Raw genomic sequence first — 17292 nt, 5'->3', positions numbered from 1 at the left:
TATTATTTTTCCACCAAAAACCGCTGTTTAGCTCGCTCTACCGCTTGATGCAAACGTTGTTCCATTTCTTGTTTTGAAGGTAACACTGTTTGATATTCCGCAATATGGATATCGCTATTTTTTAAATCCAACAATTCAACCTGTTCCGCTTTTTTCGATGTGCAGAGAATAATGCCTAGCGGTGGATTTTCGTCTTCTTCTTGCTCATATTTTGCTAACCAAGCAAGATACAACTCCATTTGGCTTTTGTGCGAATGTTTAAAAGCTTCGGTTTTGAGCTCAATCGCTACCAGACGTTTTAATTTACGATTATAAAACAGCAAATCAATGTAAAAATCATCATTATCTATTTGAATACGTTTTTGGCGAGCAATAAATGTGAAACCTGCACCAAGTTCTAATAGAAATTGTTCTATTTCTCGCAAGATTGCATCTTCCAGATCCTTTTCCATATAGCGATCGTTAAGATTGAGAAAATCTAAAATATAAGGATCTTTTAATACCAACGATTGATTATATTCGCCTTTTTCACGAAGATCTGTTAGCTCTTGCACAATTACTTCATCGGGCTTTTTGGAAATAACAGTACGTTCAAAGAGTAAAGAACCGATGCGATCTTCCAACGTTCTTACAGACCAACGCTCTTGGGCAGCCATTGCCGAGTAAAAATCTCGCTTGATTGGCTCTTCAATATAGGATAGTTGAACAAAATGGCTCCAACTCAATTTTGCAGACAGTGTCTGCAAAATTTCAATATCTGCAAAAGCAGTTGCAAATTTTACCATTTGGGAAAGGTTTCTTTTACTCCAACCACGCCCAAACTGTTTGGTTAAACTTGTTGATAATTGGGCAATTATCTCTTGCCCATATTTCGCTCGTTCACCTTGCAAGACATATTGGTTAATTCGTTGTCCGATATGCCAATAAAGCAGCGTTAGTTCAGCATTCACCGCCGTTGCCATTCGTTGTTTGGACGATTGGATTAGTGTGGCAATTTCTTGGATAAATTCGCCAGATTGCTCTGTTAGCATTTTAGTCGCAGACATACGTATTCCCCAATAAGCTGAAAATTAATTCGGCTTTGTTTCTCCCAACGCCCGATATTTCTCATTCATCTTAACTGCCCATTCCACTAAGTGCGGTGTGATTTCGTTGAGATTTATACCTAATTTTTCGCTACGTAAGAGATACCAGTCAATCAAGCAAACGGCGGAAATGGAGCCAAGATTTAATTCATCGCCAAATTGAGTGAGATGCTTTTCTAACTCTTTGAAACTACGGACATTTCGTTCGGTAAGTTGTTGATGACGAGCTGTCCACCATTCATGTTCAGGGCGAAGTAGGCGTTCAGAAATAATCGGTAGCGTGTTCTCCATAATGCCGTCAGTCAGTGCGTGCAGTTGTAGCACTTTCCAACGATGGCTATTGCGTGGTAATAAAAGATGCTCTGGCTGACTGTTTGCCCCTAAGTGATCCAAATATTCACAAATCACATGGCTGTTATATAGCCATTCGCCGTTATCCATTTGTAACGCAGGCACTCGACCGAGCGGATTATCTTGATTGTGTGGCGAATTGGGATCAAAAGAAGATTGAATAGTCATCAATTCAATTTGATCCTCTAGCTTGTGATATTTAATCACCGCCATCACTTTACGAACATAAGGGCTTGTAGTTGAGTGCCAGAGTTTCATTTTATTTCCTTACTTAAATAACGGTTCAAGCTCGTTTAAATTTAGATAAACCTCATCGCCCAACACTAAAGCTGGAATACCGATATAACCATTTTGTTTAACTTTCTCAAAGGCTGGGTGATTATCTCGCAATTTTAAGAAACGTTTGAAATTTGCCATTGAAGACATAATTTCCACCGCTTCATAATCTACCTTTAAACATTCTAATTCTGCCACGAACGGTGGTGTGTCAGAGCAGAGATTGGCGAAAAAGAGAATTGGCTTTTCCATCTTATTTCTTACACCCTGGGAACCCTAAGGCTTCACGACTTGCATAATAGGCTTCAGCAACACCTTTAGTTAGGGCACGAATGCGTAAAATGTAGCGTTGGCGTTCTGTTACGGAAATGGCTTTGCGAGCGTCTAATAAGTTAAAGCTGTGTGCTGCTTTTAAGATGCGTTCGTAAGCCGGTAATGGTAATGGTTTTTCAAGGGCAAGTAGCTCTTGAGCTTCTTTTTCGTACTGTTCGAAGCAGTAGAATAAGAAATCAGTATTAGCATATTCAAAGTTGTAGGTGGATTGCTCTACTTCGTTTTGGTGGAATACGTCGCCATAGGTCGTTTTGCCGAGTGGACCATCAGACCAAACGAGATCGTAAACGCTGTCCACGCCTTGAATGTACATTGCTAAACGCTCTAAACCGTAAGTGATTTCGCCAGTTACGGGTTTACATTCTAAGCCGCCAACTTGTTGGAAGTAGGTGAATTGTGTCACTTCCATACCGTTTAGCCACACTTCCCAGCCTAAGCCCCAAGCACCTAAAGTTGGGTTTTCCCAGTTATCTTCCACAAAACGAATGTCATTTTGCGTTGGGTCGAAACCGAGCATTTTTAAGCTGTCTAAATAGAGTTCTTGAATATTGTCTGGCGAAGGTTTAATCACCACTTGGAATTGGTAGTAATGTTGTAGGCGGTTTGGGTTTTCACCGTAACGACCGTCTGTTGGGCGGCGTGAAGGCTGAACATAAGCAAATGCCATTGGCTCAGGGCCTAGGGCACGCAAACAGGTCATCGGGTGAGAGGTACCAGCACCGACTTCCATATCAAAAGGTTGAACAACAGTTGCCCCTTGGCTTGCCCAGTAATCTTGTAGGGCGAGAATCATACCTTGAAAGGTTTTTACGTTAAATTTTGTACTCATAATAACTCTTGAACTCATATTGTTATGCAAAAATGTACTCTATTATACTGAAAAAATCTGGATTTAGCATAAATCGGCTTAAAAAAGTGCGGTGTATTTTTTGCAAAATTATTCTAAAACACGCCTAAATTTTTCAATCCAGTCGTAATAATTTCAACACCTAAAGACATCAGTAATAACCCCATAATCCTTGTTATTACATTTGAACCAGTCTTGCCGAGTTTTTCGATAACGGGTTCTGAATAACGGAATAAGATGTAACAGGTTAAACCAAAAAGTGCGATGGTAATCGATGAATATAAATATTCGCTCCATGAATGTTGACCAGACCCAAATACGATTGTCGCACTAATAGATCCCGGGCCAGCTAAAATTGGCATGGCTAAGGGCACAACAGCAATATTGTCTTTTTCGCTGAAATCTTCTTTTTGTTCCTCTTTATTAATTTTATGATCACCAATTTTTCCGTTGATCATGGTTAAAGCGATCATCACAACAACAATACCGCCAGCAATTCGGAATGAATTAATGGAAATATTGAAGGAGCTTAAAATGAAATTACCAAAATAAAAGCTCACTAATAAAATCACCACAATAGAGAAACAAGTTATCATTGCGGTATGATTTTGTTGAGCACGATTTTGGCCTGCCGTCATAGTATAGAAGATTGGTACCACACCAATTGGGTTCACCAATGCAATTAGGCCAATAAAAAATTGTAGATAAATAGAAAAGTCCATAAGAAATTACATACATTATATGCCGATTAGCGATGAAATAAATGCGTATTTAACTTGCTTGTACCAACAAAAAAAGGAGCATATTTAATGCCCCTTTAACTCGACTTAATTTATTTTTTCAAAGCACCTAAAATACCACGCATAATTTGTTTAGTAACTTGATTTCGAATATTACGTCCAACAGATTTTGCGACACTACTTACAACTTGCTCTGTTATGGTAAGTTTCTCGCCACGCTTTTTAGTACCAAATAGCATTCGGCTTAAACTCCCCATCAGTCCACTTTCTTCTTGTTCTTGAGCTTGCTCCGCTTGCTTTTGCGCAACAGCGGCAAGATCCGCTTGTTCTTGCAACATTTCAAAGGCTGAAATATTGTCAACATAGTCATTATAATAAGGATAAAGATCATCATCTTTAACCCAAGCATGACGGTCCTCTTGCGCTAAAGGTTTTAATTGGCTTTTTGGTGGATAAATATAAGCTACTTCCACAGGACTTGGCATGCCTTTTTCATCAAGGAAAGAAACTAAGGCTTGCCCAACACCTAAAGTAGAAATAGTGTCAACGACATTGACATTCGGATTAGAGCGGAAAGTCTCTGCCGCGGCTTTAACTGCTTTTTGATCACGAGGTGTAAATGCTCGTAAAGCATGTTGAACTCTGTTACCCAATTGTCCTAATACAGTATCAGGTAAATCTAATGGATTTTGTGTCACAAAATAGATCCCAACGCCTTTAGAACGAATTAGGCGCACAACTTGCTCCACTTTTTCCACTAATACTGCTGGTGCTCCGTCAAATAACAAATGAGCTTCATCGAAAAACATCACAAATTTAGGCTTATCAGGATCGCCAACTTCTGGTAGGTTTTCAAATAACTCCGCCATTAACCAAAGTAAAAATGCACTATACATTTTTGGCGAATTAATTAGCTTTTCTGAATTTAAGACATTAATCACGCCACGTCCATCACGAGTTTGTAACCAATCTTCTAAATTAAGCGCAGGCTCACCAAATAATTTACTTGCACCTTCATTTTCTAAGGCTAATAAAGTACGCTGAATAGCGCCGACACTTGCCACAGAAATATTGCCATATTCTAATTGGAAAGTTTTCGCATTTTCACCCACAAATTTGAGCATGGCACGTAAATCCTTAAGGTCAATCAGCAATAATCCTTTATCATCAGCAACTCTGAAAACTAAATTTAGCAATCCTTCTTGTGTTGAATTTAAGTTTAATAAATGCGCAAGCAAGAGCGGTCCCATTTCAGAAATAGTTGTGCGTAACGGAATGCCAGTTTCACCAAATACATCCCAAAAGGAAACAGGATAGCCAGCTAAATAGCCTTCATTTCCTAATTGGAATTGTTCAATGCGTTCTGCGACTTTTCCTTGAAATTCACCAGCTTTCACTAATCCCGATAAATCCCCTTTTACATCAACTAAAAAAACTGGCACGCCATCATCACTAAATGCTTCAGCCATTTTTCTTAACGTCACTGTTTTTCCTGTTCCAGTTGCACCAGCAATCAAACCATGACGGTTTGCCATTTTGGCGGTTATGCCTAAAACTTGCCCTTGTTCATTTTGCGCTAAAGAATATTGCATCATTTGTCCTTTTGGTTGTCGGTATTCAAAACTCGGAAATGATAAGAAAAAAAATAAGTGCGGTCAAAAAATTTAGAATTTATAATGCACCGCTCTTAACTATGATTGAGATAAAGAAAATGCAACAAAATTCAACCGCACTTTCGGAACAAACTTGTCCTTGCCAATCGGGACAAACTTATGCTGAATGTTGCGAACCTTTACATAGACAATCTGCATTTGCACAAAATGCAGAACAATTGATGCGTTCCCGTTATAGTGCTTATGTATTGAAAAAAATCGACTATATTGTGCAAACCACTGTGCCAAGCCAACAGGCATTATTAGATAAAAATGCTTTACTACAATGGGCAGAATAAACCCAATGGTGTGGTTTGGAAATTATTGAACATCAAGCAAATTTAGATAAAACACATAGTGCGGTAGAATTTAAGGCATTTTTTAATAATGGAGAGCATCAAGTTCACCATGAAAAATCTTTATTTGTATTCATTGATCATCGTTGGTATTTTGCCGATCCAACGGTAAAGTTACCCACCATGAAACAAAGCTGTATTTGTGGTTCTGGCAAGAAATTTAAACATTGTTGTGGAGAAATGCTGTGTCAATTTTACTCAGAAATCTAGTTGCTTTTTTTAAGGTCTTTTTGTATCGCTTTAAACAAAATAAGCTAAACCAAGCCGCTGGCTATTTAACTTATAGCACCATGCTTGCCTTTGTCCCTTCAATCATGGTGTTCTTTTCTATTTTTGCTGCATTTCCTGTTTTTAATGAAGTTACTGGCGAGCTAAAACAATTTATTTTTACTAATTTTGCGCCCTCCGCTAGCGATGTTGTAGGGGAATATATCGATCAATTTGTGAATAACTCTAAACAAATGAGTGCGGTTGGTATTATTAGTTTAATTGTTGTCGCCTTAATGTTGATCAATTCTATCGATCGCACCTTAAACTCAATTTGGCATGATACAAGCGTACGACCAGCCGTATTTTCCTTTGCAATTTATTGGCTAATCTTAACCCTTGGTCCAATTATTATTGCCACAAGTATAGGGATTAGTACTTATGTCACGACATTTGCCACCCGCACTTTTGAACAAGATTTAGGCTTGCCTATTGGTATCAAGCTGTTGGGGTTACTGCCATTTTTCTTAACTTGGTTTATTTTCACTATTTTATATATGGTTGTACCAAACAAAAAAGTGAGTGTTGTACATTCTGCAGCTGGAGCATTAATTGCCGCGGTGTTTTTCACTTTAGGTAAGCAAGCTTTTACTTGGTACATCACCAATTTCCCTTCTTATCAGTTGATTTATGGTGCAATGGCGACCCTACCCATTATGTTGCTTTGGATCCAACTCAGTTGGACAGCTATTTTATTAGGCGCACAACTTTCTGCTGTGCTAGCAGATATGCGTTCACTTCATTGCGGAGATATTCAAATAGAACAAATTAAGGAGAAAAAATGATAGCTTTAATTCAACGTGTTAGCCAAGCCAAAGTAGAAGTTGAGCAACAAATCGTTGGGCAAATAGGGCAAGGATTGTTAGTTTTACTTGGTGTAGAAAAAGATGATGATGTAACTAAAGCCGATAAATTAGCAGAAAAAGTGTTGAATTATCGTATTTTCTCCGATGAAAATGACAAAATGAATTTGAACGTACAGCAAATTGGTGGGGAAGTGTTAGTTGTGTCGCAATTTACCCTTGCTGCAGATACACAAAAAGGATTAAGACCAAGTTTTTCAAAAGGTGCTAATCCTGAACTTGCAAATGAACTCTACCAATATTTTAGTCAGAAATGTGCAGAAAAAGTGCGGGTCGAAAATGGACAGTTTGCGGCAGATATGCAAGTGAGTTTGACGAATGATGGACCTGTGACTTTTTGGTTGAATGTGTAAAACTCATCTCTTTTAACATCTATGCCACTGATTTCAAGTGGCATTTTTTTACCTGAAATTAATTATTCAACCAACTCGCAACACCAATCACTAAGGAAAACACCAGCAACCAGAATAAGTGAACTTTATTACTTCTTCGATTAATTTCCTGATTATGCAAGCGTCGCTGTTCCAATTTTTCACGATATAACGCCAAATTTTCCTCATCAAAAGAAAAACCACAATGCGGACAAGCAACCGCACTTTCACTGATTTTACGCCGACATTCAGGGCAAGATGTTAATGCCATAATATTCCTTTATTTGTTTAAATGACGATAAGTCAGCAAATAATAGCAACTTACTGCCAATAGAGAACACACAGTCATGGTTAAAATCATAGGTGCTGCGGTTTTCATTTCAAATAATGCAACAATTGAGCCAACCACAGCCCCCATACAAAAACGTACACTTCCAACCATCGAATTTGATGTACCTGCCATTTTCGGAAATTTCTCTAAAATAGACGCCATCGCATTAGAACTGATGAGCGGATTTTGTCCCACAAAAAAAGCTATGCCAATTGCCATTGGCCAAAAACCTAAATCTAAAAAAGCCACTAATGCTAACCAAATCCCTGCAATAAATTGCACAATTAAGCCTAACTGTAACATGCGTTCAGCACCGACTTTTAGGACTAAGCGTCCATTGATAAAAGAGGTAATTATCATTATTCCTATGTTCAACATAAAGAAATAACCAAAATTCTCAACTGCAATACCATAAAGCCCAATATAAACAATGGAACCGGCCGTTACAAAAGCAAATAATCCACCAAACCCAAAAGCTGACATGAACATATAACCCAACACTTCTTTTTGTTTCCACAGCGTAAAAAAGTTACGAGCAATTACATTCAATCTAAGTGGAATACGGTTTTCTTTTTTATGGGTTTCTGGGATAACACATAAAACCAATACCGCACTTAAGAATCCCATGGCTGAGATGACATAAAAAATTGAATGCCAATGAAAGAAACGCATAAGGTTTCCACCAATAATTGGCGCTAATAGTGGTGCAACCATAAACACCAAGGTAATAGTGGACATCATGCGAGAGAGCTCATTTTTACTAAACAAATCTCTCAGCAAAGCGCCTGATAAAACCACAGGCGCTGCACCAAAAAAACCTTGAATAAAACGAAGTGCGGTGAAATTTTGAATATTATTAATGCCCGTTAAAATAAGTGCGGTAATAGAGGCAACAATTACACCTAATAAAATAACAGGCTTACGACCATAGCTATCGCCAACGGGCCCCCAAAATAATTGACCAGCAGCCATACCATAAGCAAAAAAAGTTAGAGTGTGCTGCACTTGCTCGGGACTTACTTTCATATCTTGAGCAATATTTAAGAACGCCGGCAAATACATATCCACCCCAAGCGGAGGAAGCATGGATAAAATGCCCAAGGTTAGAATAAAAATAAAACTCGCTTTGACTTGAGATTTTGTATTCAAAAAATATCCTTCTAAAAATAATTAATTTCGTCTTCTGTTAAGGAGCGAAATTCGCCTTCTTGCAATTGTTCATCTAATTCAATATGACCAATCTTCCAACGATGCAATCCCACAACTTTATTACCAAGTGCAGCAAACATACGTTTTACTTGATGATAACGCCCCTCGCTAATGGTTAAATTCACATTATAATCATCTAAAATTTCTAATTTTGCTGGCTTAGTTAGCATTTTTTCACCACGCAATAAAATTCCCTCTGCACAAGCTTGCTGATAATGATCTTCCACGGGATCCGCTAGAGTAACCAAATAAGTTTTCTCACACTGATGTTTTGGCGAGGTAATACGATGTGACCATTGCCCATCATCAGTCAATAAAACCAAGCCAGTAGTATCCACATCAAGACGACCTGCACTGTGTAACTTGTTATTTAGGGGATAATCAAAAAATTGATAAATGGTTGGATAATCGCCATCATCATTGGAGCAAACATAGCCTTGCGGTTTGTAAAACATAATATATTGACCAGCCTCAACCCATGGCAACACTTCGCCTTCAAAACAAATTTCATCTTGTGCAGTTACTTTAGTAGCACCACTTTTCTCAATTTTGCCGTTAATTGTTACCGCACTTTGTCTCAAGGCTTTGGTGGCTTGGGAACGGGTTAAGCCTGTATTTTCCGCTAAAAACTTATCTAATCTCATTCTAACTCCTTAATCGAGCTTGCTATTCTACCCTATCTTCAAATGAAGATCTAAAAGAGTACAAGATTAAATCCACGCCCACAAAAAAATAGGGGCAAATGCCCCTATAACTAACAAACCTTAATAAATATAAAACTTAGTATTTAGTTGGATCATAACCCTCATAAGCATTGGTTAAAATGACTTCCATATCAGATACTACTGGCAAACGAGGATTTGCTGGCGAGCATTGATCTTCAAAGGCAAGTAAAGCGATTTCACGACGAGCGTTCATCCATGTTTGTTCATCAATTCCTTGCTCTTTGAAAGACATTTTAATACCAACACGAGCCGCCAAATCATGACAAGCCTGTGCAAATGATTTCACTCCTTCTTCTGCTGTTGCACAAGGTAAACCAAGCATACGAGCAATTTCTTGGTATTTCACATCAGCTTTATAGTAATTATATTTTGGCCAAGTTGCTGTTTTTTGTGGACGAGTACCGTTATAACGAATAACGTGTGGCATCAAAATCGCATTAGTACGTCCGTGTGGCGTATGGAAACGACCACCAATTTTGTGTGCTAAAGAATGGTTCATGCCTAAGAACGCATTCGCAAATGCCATACCCGCCATGGTTGAGGCATTGTGCATTTTCTCACGAGCATACTCATCTTTTTCTTTCACTGATTTTTCTAAGTTTTCAAATACTAATTTAATTGCTTGTAACGCTAAACCATCAGTAAAGTCATTAGCTAAAACAGAAACATAAGCCTCTGTTGCATGGGTTAACACATCTAAACCCGTATCTGCTGCAACATGTGAAGGCACGGTCATAACTAAAGCTGGATCAACAATGGCAACTGTTGGAGTTAATGAATAATCTGCAATTGGATATTTTTTATCTCCCTCAGTAATTACTGCAAATGGCGTCACTTCCGAACCTGTACCTGATGTTGTCGGAATTCCTACAAAACGAGCTTTACGCCCTAATTGTGGGAATTTAAACGCACGTTTACGAATATCCATAAATTTTTGTACTAAATCACGGAAATCTACTTCAGGTTGCTCATAGAATAACCACATTACTTTAGCCGCATCCATTGATGAACCACCGCCTAACGCAATAATGGTATCGGGTTTATAACTACGAATAAGCTCAACACCACGGCGCACTGTTTCGATACTTGGATCTGGCTCGACATCAGCAAATAATTGATATGTCACATGATTGCCACGAGCAGTAATTTGATTTGCGATTTTTTCTACAAAGCCCAAATCAACCATAGTGCGATCCGTTACAATCACAACACGTTCCATACCCTTCATGGATTGTAAATATTGAATTGAATCACGTTCAAAGTAGATTTTTGAAGGCACTTTAAACCATTGCATATTATTTCTCCGTCTTCCTACTCGTTTAATATTTAATAAATTGACCGCACTTACGTTGTTACCCACAGAGTTCTTACCATAGGAACCACAACCTAAAGTCAATGAAGGAAGGAAAGAGTTATACACATCGCCAATACCACCAAAGGTTGAAGGTGAATTCCAAATAACACGAATTGCCTTCACTCTTTCGCCATATTGTTTTGCTAAATCAGCATCTTTTGTATGGATAGCAGCAGAATGACCTAAGCCATGAAAATTTACCATCGCTTCAGATAAAGCAAATCCTTGCTCCGTAGAGTTTGATTTTAAAATAGCTAATACAGGAGAAAGTTTTTCACGTGTCAAAGGCTCTTTTTCGCCAACTTCTTTACATTCTGCCGCCAAAATATTGGTTTTTTCCGGAACAGTAAATCCAGCTTGCTCCGCAATCCAAGTAGCAGGTTTACCCACAACATTAGCATTTAATTTTGCACCACCGCAATTTGCACTATTTGCTTTCACGCCAAAAATAAATTCTTCTAACATGGCTTTTTCTTTTTTATTCACGAAATACACGCCATAAGATTTCATTTCAGCAACAAATTCATCATAAACTTCAGCATCAACAATAGCAGCTTGCTCGGAAGCACAAATCATCCCGTTATCAAAGGATTTCGACATTACAATATCATGGGTCGCTTGTTTAATATCTGCGGTTTTTTCTACATAAGCAGGCACGTTTCCAGCTCCAACCCCAAGTGCGGGTTTACCACAAGAATAAGCAGCCTCAACCATCGCATTACCACCAGTCGCCAAAATAGTGGCAATTCCTGGGTGTTTCATCAATGCCGCAGTTCCTTCCATTGATGGCTTTTCAATCCATTGAATACAGTTTTTAGGTGCGCCAGCCGCAACCGCAGCTTCATAAACAACACGTGCTGCATGAGCAGAAGATTGTTGTGCTGAAGGGTGAAATGCGAAAACAATTGGATTACGTGTTTTCAATGCGATAAGGGATTTAAAAATCGCTGTCGATGTAGGGTTAGTCGTTGGCGTAATCCCACACACAACACCAACAGGATCCGCAATTTCTGTAATACCAGTAACGTCATCCTCACTGATAACGCCAACAGTTTTTAAATTGCGCATATTATTTACGACATACTCACAAGCGAAAAGATTTTTTGTCGCTTTATCTTCAAAAACTCCACGCCCAGTTTCTTCATAGGCGTGCATAGCTAACACACCATGTTTATCTAGCGCTGCTACAGATGCCTTAGCAACAATATAATCCACTTGTTGTTGGTTCAATTGGCGGAATTCTTCTAAAGCAATCAAGCCTTTTTCAACTAAGCTATTAACCTCGATTTGAGCTGGACTTAGCGTATTTTCAACCGCATTATTCATCATGTTTTCTCCTAAAAGTTTAAAAAAATTTAATAATTTAACTGGAGTAAATTATAATCACTTGGAGTTATGCAAGTTAAAAATTCAGTATAAGACATGATCTAGATCAAGCATAAAAATAGGATTAAAACGTTTATTTTACAAATACTTAAAAGGATTTTAACTTGATGTTTTTTAATGTAACAAGCCCTTTATTTATACAATAAAATCATAGATAATAGCGCCTTTTTTTTATTTACTCAATTAAAGGACAAACAATGTCAGCAACAAAAGACAATTTAGCTAATCCTGCGCCATTGGGCTTATGTGGATTTGCATTAACAACTTGGTTATTAAGCTTAATTAATAATGGTACATTCGGTGCAGAAAACTTAGGCTTAGTACTCGCAATGGGCTTTGCTTTCGGTGGAACAACTCAAATGATCGCAGGTATGTTTGAATACAAAAAAGGTAACACTTTTGGTTTCACTGCCTTCACTAGCTACGGTGCATTCTGGTGGACTTTTGCTTTATTTAAAGTGTTTTTCACACAAGGCGTAACTTTACCTTTCGTTGGTTGGTATTTAACTGCGTGGGGAACATTCACATTAATGATGTTTATCGGTACGTTAGCAAAAGCACGTGCATTACAAGCGATTTTCCTCGCATTAACAATCACATTCTATTTGCTTGCAGCTGGCGATTTCACAGGCAATCACAGCCTTAGCCAAATTGGTGGAAACTTTGGTTTATTGACCGCACTTTTAGCATTCTATTTAGCTGCTGCGGATATTATTAATGAAAGTTTTGGCAGAACTGTATTGCCTATTGGCGAACCTAAAAAATAATTCTGTATAGAAGATACCAAAAGGGCGAAATTTTTATTTCGCCCTACTTTTTCTCAGATTAAATATCCTGTCTTAGAGATACCATTAACTGATCAATCTTAAAGTTCTCAGTATCAATAATTTCAAATTTATATCTGTCATATAAAACAAAATCAGTCTTTTTCGGAATTTTACGCAACATATACATCATAAATCCGCCGATTGTTTCGTAATTTTCTTCCCTAGGGAATTCTGCAATTTCTAGCGCACGAGCTACATCCTCCAATGGGGTTGCCCCATCAATTAACCAAGAGGTCTCATCTCGGCGAATAATTTGCTCTTCTTCATTAGAAACAAGTTCCCCCATTACGATACTCATCACATCATTTAACGTAACAATACCCACTACAAGCGCATATTCATTGACGATTACTGCAAAATCCTCACCAGAAGATTTAAACAACTCCAATACTTCATATAGAGAAAGAGTATCAGGAATAAACAATGCCTTACGTAAAATTCTAGGTTCAGTTAAAGAAACTTGCTGTTCTTGCAAATACAAGGTCAATAAATTATGACTTTCCACGTAACCTAAGATTTTATCTAACCCATGATCACAAATAAGCAATTTGGAATGTGGCGTATTTTTAATGGTGGTAATCACTTGCTCACGATCAAAAGTGCGGTCTAAAAATACAATATTTTCACGAGTTGTCATGGTGGATGTCACTGTACGCTCTTGCATTTCAAAGATATTTTCAATCAAATAATGTTCCTGCGCTTTTAACACGCCAGCCTCAGCGCCCGCATCAACAATGGCGACAATATCCTCCGAAGTCATGCTGTCCTCTCGCACAGTAGAAATCCCCAATAAACGAAAAATACCATTCGCAATAGTGTCAAAGATCAAAACTAAAGGTTTAAAGATAAAAATACAAAAAGACATGATGCTGACTGTTGATAATGCCACTTTTTCTGGACTGATCATCGCTAAACGTTTTGGCATTAAATCAGCAAAAAGAACAAAAGAAATAGTTACTAAAATAAAAGCCAACCAAGATGCCGCACTTTCCAACCAAGTGGCTTGAGTATAATGGCTCAATATGTCTTGTAAGAATGGGCGAATAGCGCTTTCGCCCACAATACCGCCAAAAATTGCCACCATATTTAAACCGATTTGTACCACAGTAATAAAGCGCCCCGGATGTTCTTGCAATTTTAAAACTTGCATTGCTCGCTTATCACCTTCATTCGCCAAGGTTTGCAATTTTAATTTACGTGCGCCAGCTAAAGAAATTTCTGCCGCAGAAACCACCGCACTTATAATAATTAAACCAATAATAATCAATATTGCTTGTAATATACTCATAACCTTCAATGCCTAAAATCAAAATAGCCTCTAATTAACATAGAGGCTTATTGTCCAAATTGGGAATTATTTCTCACTATCAAACCAACCACGCACAAATTGCACAGAGAAAAATAAGCTAATCAATAAAAAGGCATACAAAATATAAGCCAAAATAGAATGTGAAACGCCTTCATCAGCCGTTACTTCTTTAACTGATACTGCGTTGCGAAATTCGTCAAACATCACTAAACGCCAGCCATAATATTTAACTTCGACTAACTTATGATCAACGGAAAAACTTTGCGCTTTTGCCTGTAAATCTGCAGAGCCAAATTTAAAATAAAATGGAAAACTCCAGCGTGTATCTTCATTACGATACACCATGACTTTTTCCTCATTCGGTTTTTGCGTGTAAATATAATACACATCACGAGTTGGACCATCTGCTGGGTTTGCTTTGGTAATAGGTCCATCTTTATCAACACGCTTAACCTCTACCCCCGTCACTCTCGTCACTTCATAATGAGGCGTAACATAATTCACCACAGCAAATAAAAAGCCGTGGAATAACAATAACAAAGTTAAAAATATTTTCTTAAACACTTTTCTCATCAGTAAATCCCTCAATAAATAGACGCTTTATTGTACATTAATCTTGAATAAACGCTCGAAGTTTTGTGTAGTAATTTGCGCAAAATCTTCAGCAGATAAACCTTTCAATGTTGCAACATATTCACAAACCTCACGAGTATAAGCTGGTTGATTTTGTTTACCACGATAAGGCACAGGTGCTAAGTAAGGGCTATCAGTTTCCACCAACAAACGATCTAATGGTACCTGACGTACCACATCACGCAATTCTTCCGCATTCTTAAAAGTAATAATGCCTGAAATGGAAATATAGAAACCTAAATCCAAGGCTTGCTTTGCCATATCCCAATTTTCTGTAAAACAATGCAAAACACCACCGCACTTTTGTGCATTATTTTCTCGCAAAATAGCAATAGTATCTTCCCGAGCTGAACGTGTATGCACAATTACAGGTTTCGCCAGTTGATTAGCAATTTCTATTTGCTGAGCGAAAACGGATTGTTGCAATGCCTTGTTTTCAAGGCTGTAATAATAATCCAATCCCATTTCACCTATGGCAATGACTTTTTCATCTTGCGCCAAACGCAATAAGCGTTGGTAATCAAAAGGCTCATCATCTAAATCTAAAGGATGCACACCACAAGCAAGGGAAACTTCTTGAAATGGCGCTAATTGCGCATAAGCCTGTTCAAAACGGCTCAATGTTACACCTATAGCCAATAGATGTTTAACATCTCGCTGTTTTGCCTTATTCACAACATCAGCAATATCTTTGTGTAAATTTTCATAATCTAAAGCGTCAAGATGACAATGGCTATCAACAATAAACATCTTTTTTCCTATTCTTTTCTTTCAAATACATCTGTGACTAAACGGGTTAGTCCATCTAATAAAATTAATTCCTGATTAACCCCATTTATTTGGGTTAAATCCAACCGCACTTTTTGCATAATTTGATTGGCTTTTAGTAAGCCTTCCACACTTTGCTGTTCATTAAATTGCAAAATGCCTCGAGCTAAATCTTGGCTTATCCAACCTTGTTGGATGCCTAACTTTTCTTTAAGCACATCATGTAAAAATGCACTAATCCAATCTAACTGTAAAAAGACGTCTTCTTTTGTAAAGTGCGGTAATAATTCCAAAGGAGAACGGCGAATATAAAACACCCAAAATTGACGTAAAAATGCTGTGCGTTTTTCTAATAAGCCTTGCTCTAAACAAGCTAAAGCGAGCAATGGACGATTATAATTAATACGAAGTGCGGTTTGTAAATCTGCTATATTTTCCTGCCGATACTGTTGCAACCAAGCAAGTCCTAGCTCCACTTTTGGAGTATTAATAATCCATGCCTGACAACGACTATAAATGGTCGCTAACAACCTTGCGGAAAAATCCACTTGTAATAAAAAATAAGTTTGTGCTCTTGGTTCTTCCAAGGTTTTGAGCAACGCATTGGCGGCACTTTCGGTTAAACGATCTGCTTGACGAATAAGCACCACTTTATTTCCGCCTTGTTGTGCAAATTGACTGACTTTTTCATTAATTTCTCGTACTTGCTCAACGCCAATATCCTTGTTTTCGATAGGTTCAAGACGATAAAAATCAGGATGATTGCCAGCTTGAAACAAAGCACAACTATGGCAATGCCCGCAAGGTTGAGAGTCCTCAGTTTGTTGGCACATTAACCAAGCAGCAATATTCTCAATTAATTGCTCTGCACCAATACCTTGCTCCGCTTTAAACAGCAACGCATGATGCCCTTTTCCTAGTAAAAAAGGTTGCAGAATTTGTTGATAATAAGGTTGTAACCAAGGATATAAATTATGCATTTTCTTCGATAAATTTTTGTACAGCTTGACGAATATCTTCGCTCACTAGCTCAATAGATTGCTCCGCATTAATTAAAACCGCTTGAGGATCTTGTTGCACTAATTGTAAATATCTTGCTCGGGTGCGGTGGAAAAAATCTAAATTTTGTTGCTCAATACGATCCAAAGCACCACGCCCTCTTGCTCTCGCTAAACCAATTTCAGCATCAACATCAAGATATAAGGTGAAATCAGGTTTAAACTCGCCTAGCACCGCACTTTTCAGTGTCGCCATTAAATTCTGATCTAATCCTCGACCACCACCTTGATAAGCCTGCGAAGATAAATCATGACGATCCCCCACGACCCACTTACCTTGTGCCAAGGCTGGCTTGATCACATTTTCCACCAACTGAATACGAGCCGCATATAACATCAACAATTCGGCTTTATCTGTTACAGGCTCCTCTACTTCATGTTTAATCAAATGACGCAATTTCTCCGCTAAAGGCGTACCGCCAGGCTCACGGGTAAAAACAACGTCCTTAATGCCAAATTGCTGCAACGTATCCACAACAACTTCAAGTGCGGTGCTTTTCCCCGCACCTTCTAAGCCTTCGATAACAATAAATTTTCCTGTTTTCATGCGA

The 17292-nt window shown here is 38.2% G+C and carries 18 protein-coding genes and 1 pseudogene; 4 read left to right on the top strand and 15 right to left on the bottom strand.

Annotated features, from left to right (window positions below; translation table 11 throughout):
* Positions 1-2: 2 nt before the first annotated feature.
* The 6 genes from B0186_RS02310 to B0186_RS02285 all read right to left on the bottom strand — a co-directional run bounded on the left by B0186_RS02310 (position 3) and on the right by B0186_RS02285 (position 5224).
* Positions 3-1046, bottom strand: a complete 1044-nt coding sequence (locus B0186_RS02310; protein ID WP_078217788.1) for a PDDEXK nuclease domain-containing protein — start codon at positions 1044-1046, stop codon at positions 3-5.
* A 24-nt stretch (positions 1047-1070) separates the two neighbouring features.
* Positions 1071-1694: a glutathione S-transferase N-terminal domain-containing protein gene (locus B0186_RS02305; protein WP_078217787.1), complete on the bottom strand. Its 624-nt coding sequence runs from the start codon at positions 1692-1694 to the stop codon at positions 1071-1073.
* A gap of 9 nt (positions 1695-1703) precedes the next feature.
* The gene (locus B0186_RS02300) at positions 1704-1964 is read right to left on the bottom strand and encodes a hypothetical protein (RefSeq protein ID WP_078217786.1); all 261 of its coding nucleotides are present in this window, start codon (positions 1962-1964) and stop codon (positions 1704-1706) included.
* A gap of 1 nt (position 1965) precedes the next feature.
* A complete protein-coding gene (gene glyQ, locus B0186_RS02295; RefSeq protein WP_078217785.1) occupies positions 1966-2874 on the bottom strand; it encodes a glycine--tRNA ligase subunit alpha in 909 nt (302 codons plus the stop codon).
* 113 nt (positions 2875-2987) lie between these two features.
* Complete coding sequence (locus B0186_RS02290; RefSeq protein WP_078217784.1) at positions 2988-3614, bottom strand: YchE family NAAT transporter; 627 nt, start codon at positions 3612-3614, stop codon at positions 2988-2990.
* 110 nt (positions 3615-3724) lie between these two features.
* Entirely contained in the window at positions 3725-5224 is a 1500-nt protein-coding gene (locus B0186_RS02285) for a helicase HerA-like C-terminal domain-containing protein (protein ID WP_078217783.1), read from the bottom strand.
* A gap of 119 nt (positions 5225-5343) precedes the next feature.
* Here B0186_RS02285 and B0186_RS02280 point away from each other — a divergent pair.
* The 3 genes and pseudogenes from B0186_RS02280 to dtd all read left to right on the top strand — a co-directional run bounded on the left by B0186_RS02280 (position 5344) and on the right by dtd (position 7123).
* Positions 5344-5850 (top strand): annotated as a pseudogene (locus B0186_RS02280) (YchJ family protein).
* Positions 5826-6692 carry a virulence factor BrkB family protein gene (locus B0186_RS02275; RefSeq protein ID WP_078217782.1) on the top strand — a complete coding sequence of 289 codons (867 nt, stop codon included), beginning with the start codon at positions 5826-5828 and terminating at the stop codon, positions 6690-6692. Before B0186_RS02280 ends, B0186_RS02275 begins: the two are co-directional and overlap by 25 nt.
* Positions 6689-7123, top strand: coding sequence for a D-aminoacyl-tRNA deacylase (dtd, locus tag B0186_RS02270; protein ID WP_078217781.1), 435 nt, complete (start codon positions 6689-6691; stop codon positions 7121-7123). Before B0186_RS02275 ends, dtd begins: the two co-directional genes overlap by 4 nt.
* A gap of 58 nt (positions 7124-7181) precedes the next feature.
* Here dtd and B0186_RS02265 read toward each other — a convergent pair whose 3' ends face one another.
* The 4 genes from B0186_RS02265 to adhE form a co-directional block, all read right to left on the bottom strand.
* Positions 7182-7412, bottom strand: a complete 231-nt coding sequence (locus tag B0186_RS02265) for a zinc ribbon domain-containing protein (protein WP_078217780.1) — start codon at positions 7410-7412, stop codon at positions 7182-7184.
* Positions 7413-7421: 9 nt separating this feature from the next.
* Positions 7422-8621: a Bcr/CflA family multidrug efflux MFS transporter gene (locus B0186_RS02260; RefSeq protein ID WP_078217779.1), complete on the bottom strand. Its 1200-nt coding sequence runs from the start codon at positions 8619-8621 to the stop codon at positions 7422-7424.
* Positions 8622-8632: 11 nt separating this feature from the next.
* Positions 8633-9325: a 16S rRNA pseudouridine(516) synthase RsuA gene (gene rsuA / locus B0186_RS02255; protein ID WP_078217778.1), complete on the bottom strand. Its 693-nt coding sequence runs from the start codon at positions 9323-9325 to the stop codon at positions 8633-8635.
* Between the two features lie 136 nt (positions 9326-9461).
* Entirely contained in the window at positions 9462-12086 is a 2625-nt protein-coding gene (gene adhE, locus B0186_RS02250; protein WP_078217821.1) for a bifunctional acetaldehyde-CoA/alcohol dehydrogenase, read from the bottom strand.
* A 257-nt stretch (positions 12087-12343) separates the two neighbouring features.
* On the opposite strand from adhE, the gene B0186_RS02245 reads away from it, so the two are divergent.
* Complete coding sequence (locus B0186_RS02245) at positions 12344-12913, top strand: acetate uptake transporter (protein WP_078217777.1); 570 nt, start codon at positions 12344-12346, stop codon at positions 12911-12913.
* A gap of 58 nt (positions 12914-12971) precedes the next feature.
* Here the strand turns inward: B0186_RS02245 and paeA are convergent, their stop codons facing one another.
* The 5 genes from paeA to tmk all read right to left on the bottom strand — a co-directional run bounded on the left by paeA (position 12972) and on the right by tmk (position 17288).
* Complete coding sequence (gene paeA, locus B0186_RS02240) at positions 12972-14261, bottom strand: polyamine export protein PaeA (RefSeq protein ID WP_078217776.1); 1290 nt, start codon at positions 14259-14261, stop codon at positions 12972-12974.
* Between the two features lie 66 nt (positions 14262-14327).
* Positions 14328-14855 carry a DUF1523 family protein gene (locus B0186_RS02235; protein ID WP_078217775.1) on the bottom strand — a complete coding sequence of 176 codons (528 nt, stop codon included), beginning with the start codon at positions 14853-14855 and terminating at the stop codon, positions 14328-14330.
* Positions 14856-14882: 27 nt separating this feature from the next.
* Positions 14883-15665: a YchF/TatD family DNA exonuclease gene (locus B0186_RS02230; protein ID WP_078217774.1), complete on the bottom strand. Its 783-nt coding sequence runs from the start codon at positions 15663-15665 to the stop codon at positions 14883-14885.
* Between the two features lie 8 nt (positions 15666-15673).
* Positions 15674-16663: a DNA polymerase III subunit delta' gene (locus tag B0186_RS02225; RefSeq protein ID WP_078217773.1), complete on the bottom strand. Its 990-nt coding sequence runs from the start codon at positions 16661-16663 to the stop codon at positions 15674-15676.
* Positions 16656-17288, bottom strand: a complete 633-nt coding sequence (gene tmk / locus B0186_RS02220) for a dTMP kinase (protein ID WP_078217772.1) — start codon at positions 17286-17288, stop codon at positions 16656-16658. The genes B0186_RS02225 and tmk overlap by 8 nt, the downstream gene beginning before the upstream one ends.
* Positions 17289-17292: the final 4 nt, after the last annotated feature.

Origin of the sequence: Canicola haemoglobinophilus (genome assembly GCF_002015075.1) — a bacterium.
In the GTDB taxonomy this organism is placed as follows: Bacteria; Pseudomonadota; Gammaproteobacteria; order Enterobacterales; family Pasteurellaceae; genus Canicola; species Canicola haemoglobinophilus.
The sequence above is the reverse complement of the archived record's forward strand: the minus strand, read 5'-3'. Positions and strand labels throughout refer to the sequence as shown.

Excerpts from the sequence above, each read along its gene's own strand:
- B0186_RS02310 (WP_078217788.1), bottom strand. The coding sequence starts at position 1,046 with ATGTCTGCGACTAAAATGCTAACAGAGCAATCTGGCGAATTTATCCAA.
- B0186_RS02305 (WP_078217787.1), bottom strand. The coding sequence starts at position 1,694 with ATGAAACTCTGGCACTCAACTACAAGCCCTTATGTTCGTAAAGTGATG.
- B0186_RS02300 (WP_078217786.1), bottom strand. The coding sequence starts at position 1,964 with ATGGAAAAGCCAATTCTCTTTTTCGCCAATCTCTGCTCTGACACACCA.
- glyQ (WP_078217785.1), bottom strand. The coding sequence starts at position 2,874 with ATGAGTACAAAATTTAACGTAAAAACCTTTCAAGGTATGATTCTCGCC.
- B0186_RS02290 (WP_078217784.1), bottom strand. The coding sequence starts at position 3,614 with ATGGACTTTTCTATTTATCTACAATTTTTTATTGGCCTAATTGCATTG.
- B0186_RS02285 (WP_078217783.1), bottom strand. The coding sequence starts at position 5,224 with ATGCAATATTCTTTAGCGCAAAATGAACAAGGGCAAGTTTTAGGCATA.
- dtd (WP_078217781.1), top strand. The coding sequence starts at position 6,689 with ATGATAGCTTTAATTCAACGTGTTAGCCAAGCCAAAGTAGAAGTTGAG.
- B0186_RS02265 (WP_078217780.1), bottom strand. The coding sequence starts at position 7,412 with ATGGCATTAACATCTTGCCCTGAATGTCGGCGTAAAATCAGTGAAAGT.
- rsuA (WP_078217778.1), bottom strand. The coding sequence starts at position 9,325 with ATGAGATTAGATAAGTTTTTAGCGGAAAATACAGGCTTAACCCGTTCC.
- adhE (WP_078217821.1), bottom strand. The coding sequence starts at position 12,086 with ATGAATAATGCGGTTGAAAATACGCTAAGTCCAGCTCAAATCGAGGTT.
- B0186_RS02245 (WP_078217777.1), top strand. The coding sequence starts at position 12,344 with ATGTCAGCAACAAAAGACAATTTAGCTAATCCTGCGCCATTGGGCTTA.
- paeA (WP_078217776.1), bottom strand. The coding sequence starts at position 14,261 with ATGAGTATATTACAAGCAATATTGATTATTATTGGTTTAATTATTATA.
- B0186_RS02235 (WP_078217775.1), bottom strand. The coding sequence starts at position 14,855 with ATGAGAAAAGTGTTTAAGAAAATATTTTTAACTTTGTTATTGTTATTC.
- B0186_RS02230 (WP_078217774.1), bottom strand. The coding sequence starts at position 15,665 with ATGTTTATTGTTGATAGCCATTGTCATCTTGACGCTTTAGATTATGAA.
- B0186_RS02225 (WP_078217773.1), bottom strand. The coding sequence starts at position 16,663 with ATGCATAATTTATATCCTTGGTTACAACCTTATTATCAACAAATTCTG.
- tmk (WP_078217772.1), bottom strand. The coding sequence starts at position 17,288 with ATGAAAACAGGAAAATTTATTGTTATCGAAGGCTTAGAAGGTGCGGGG.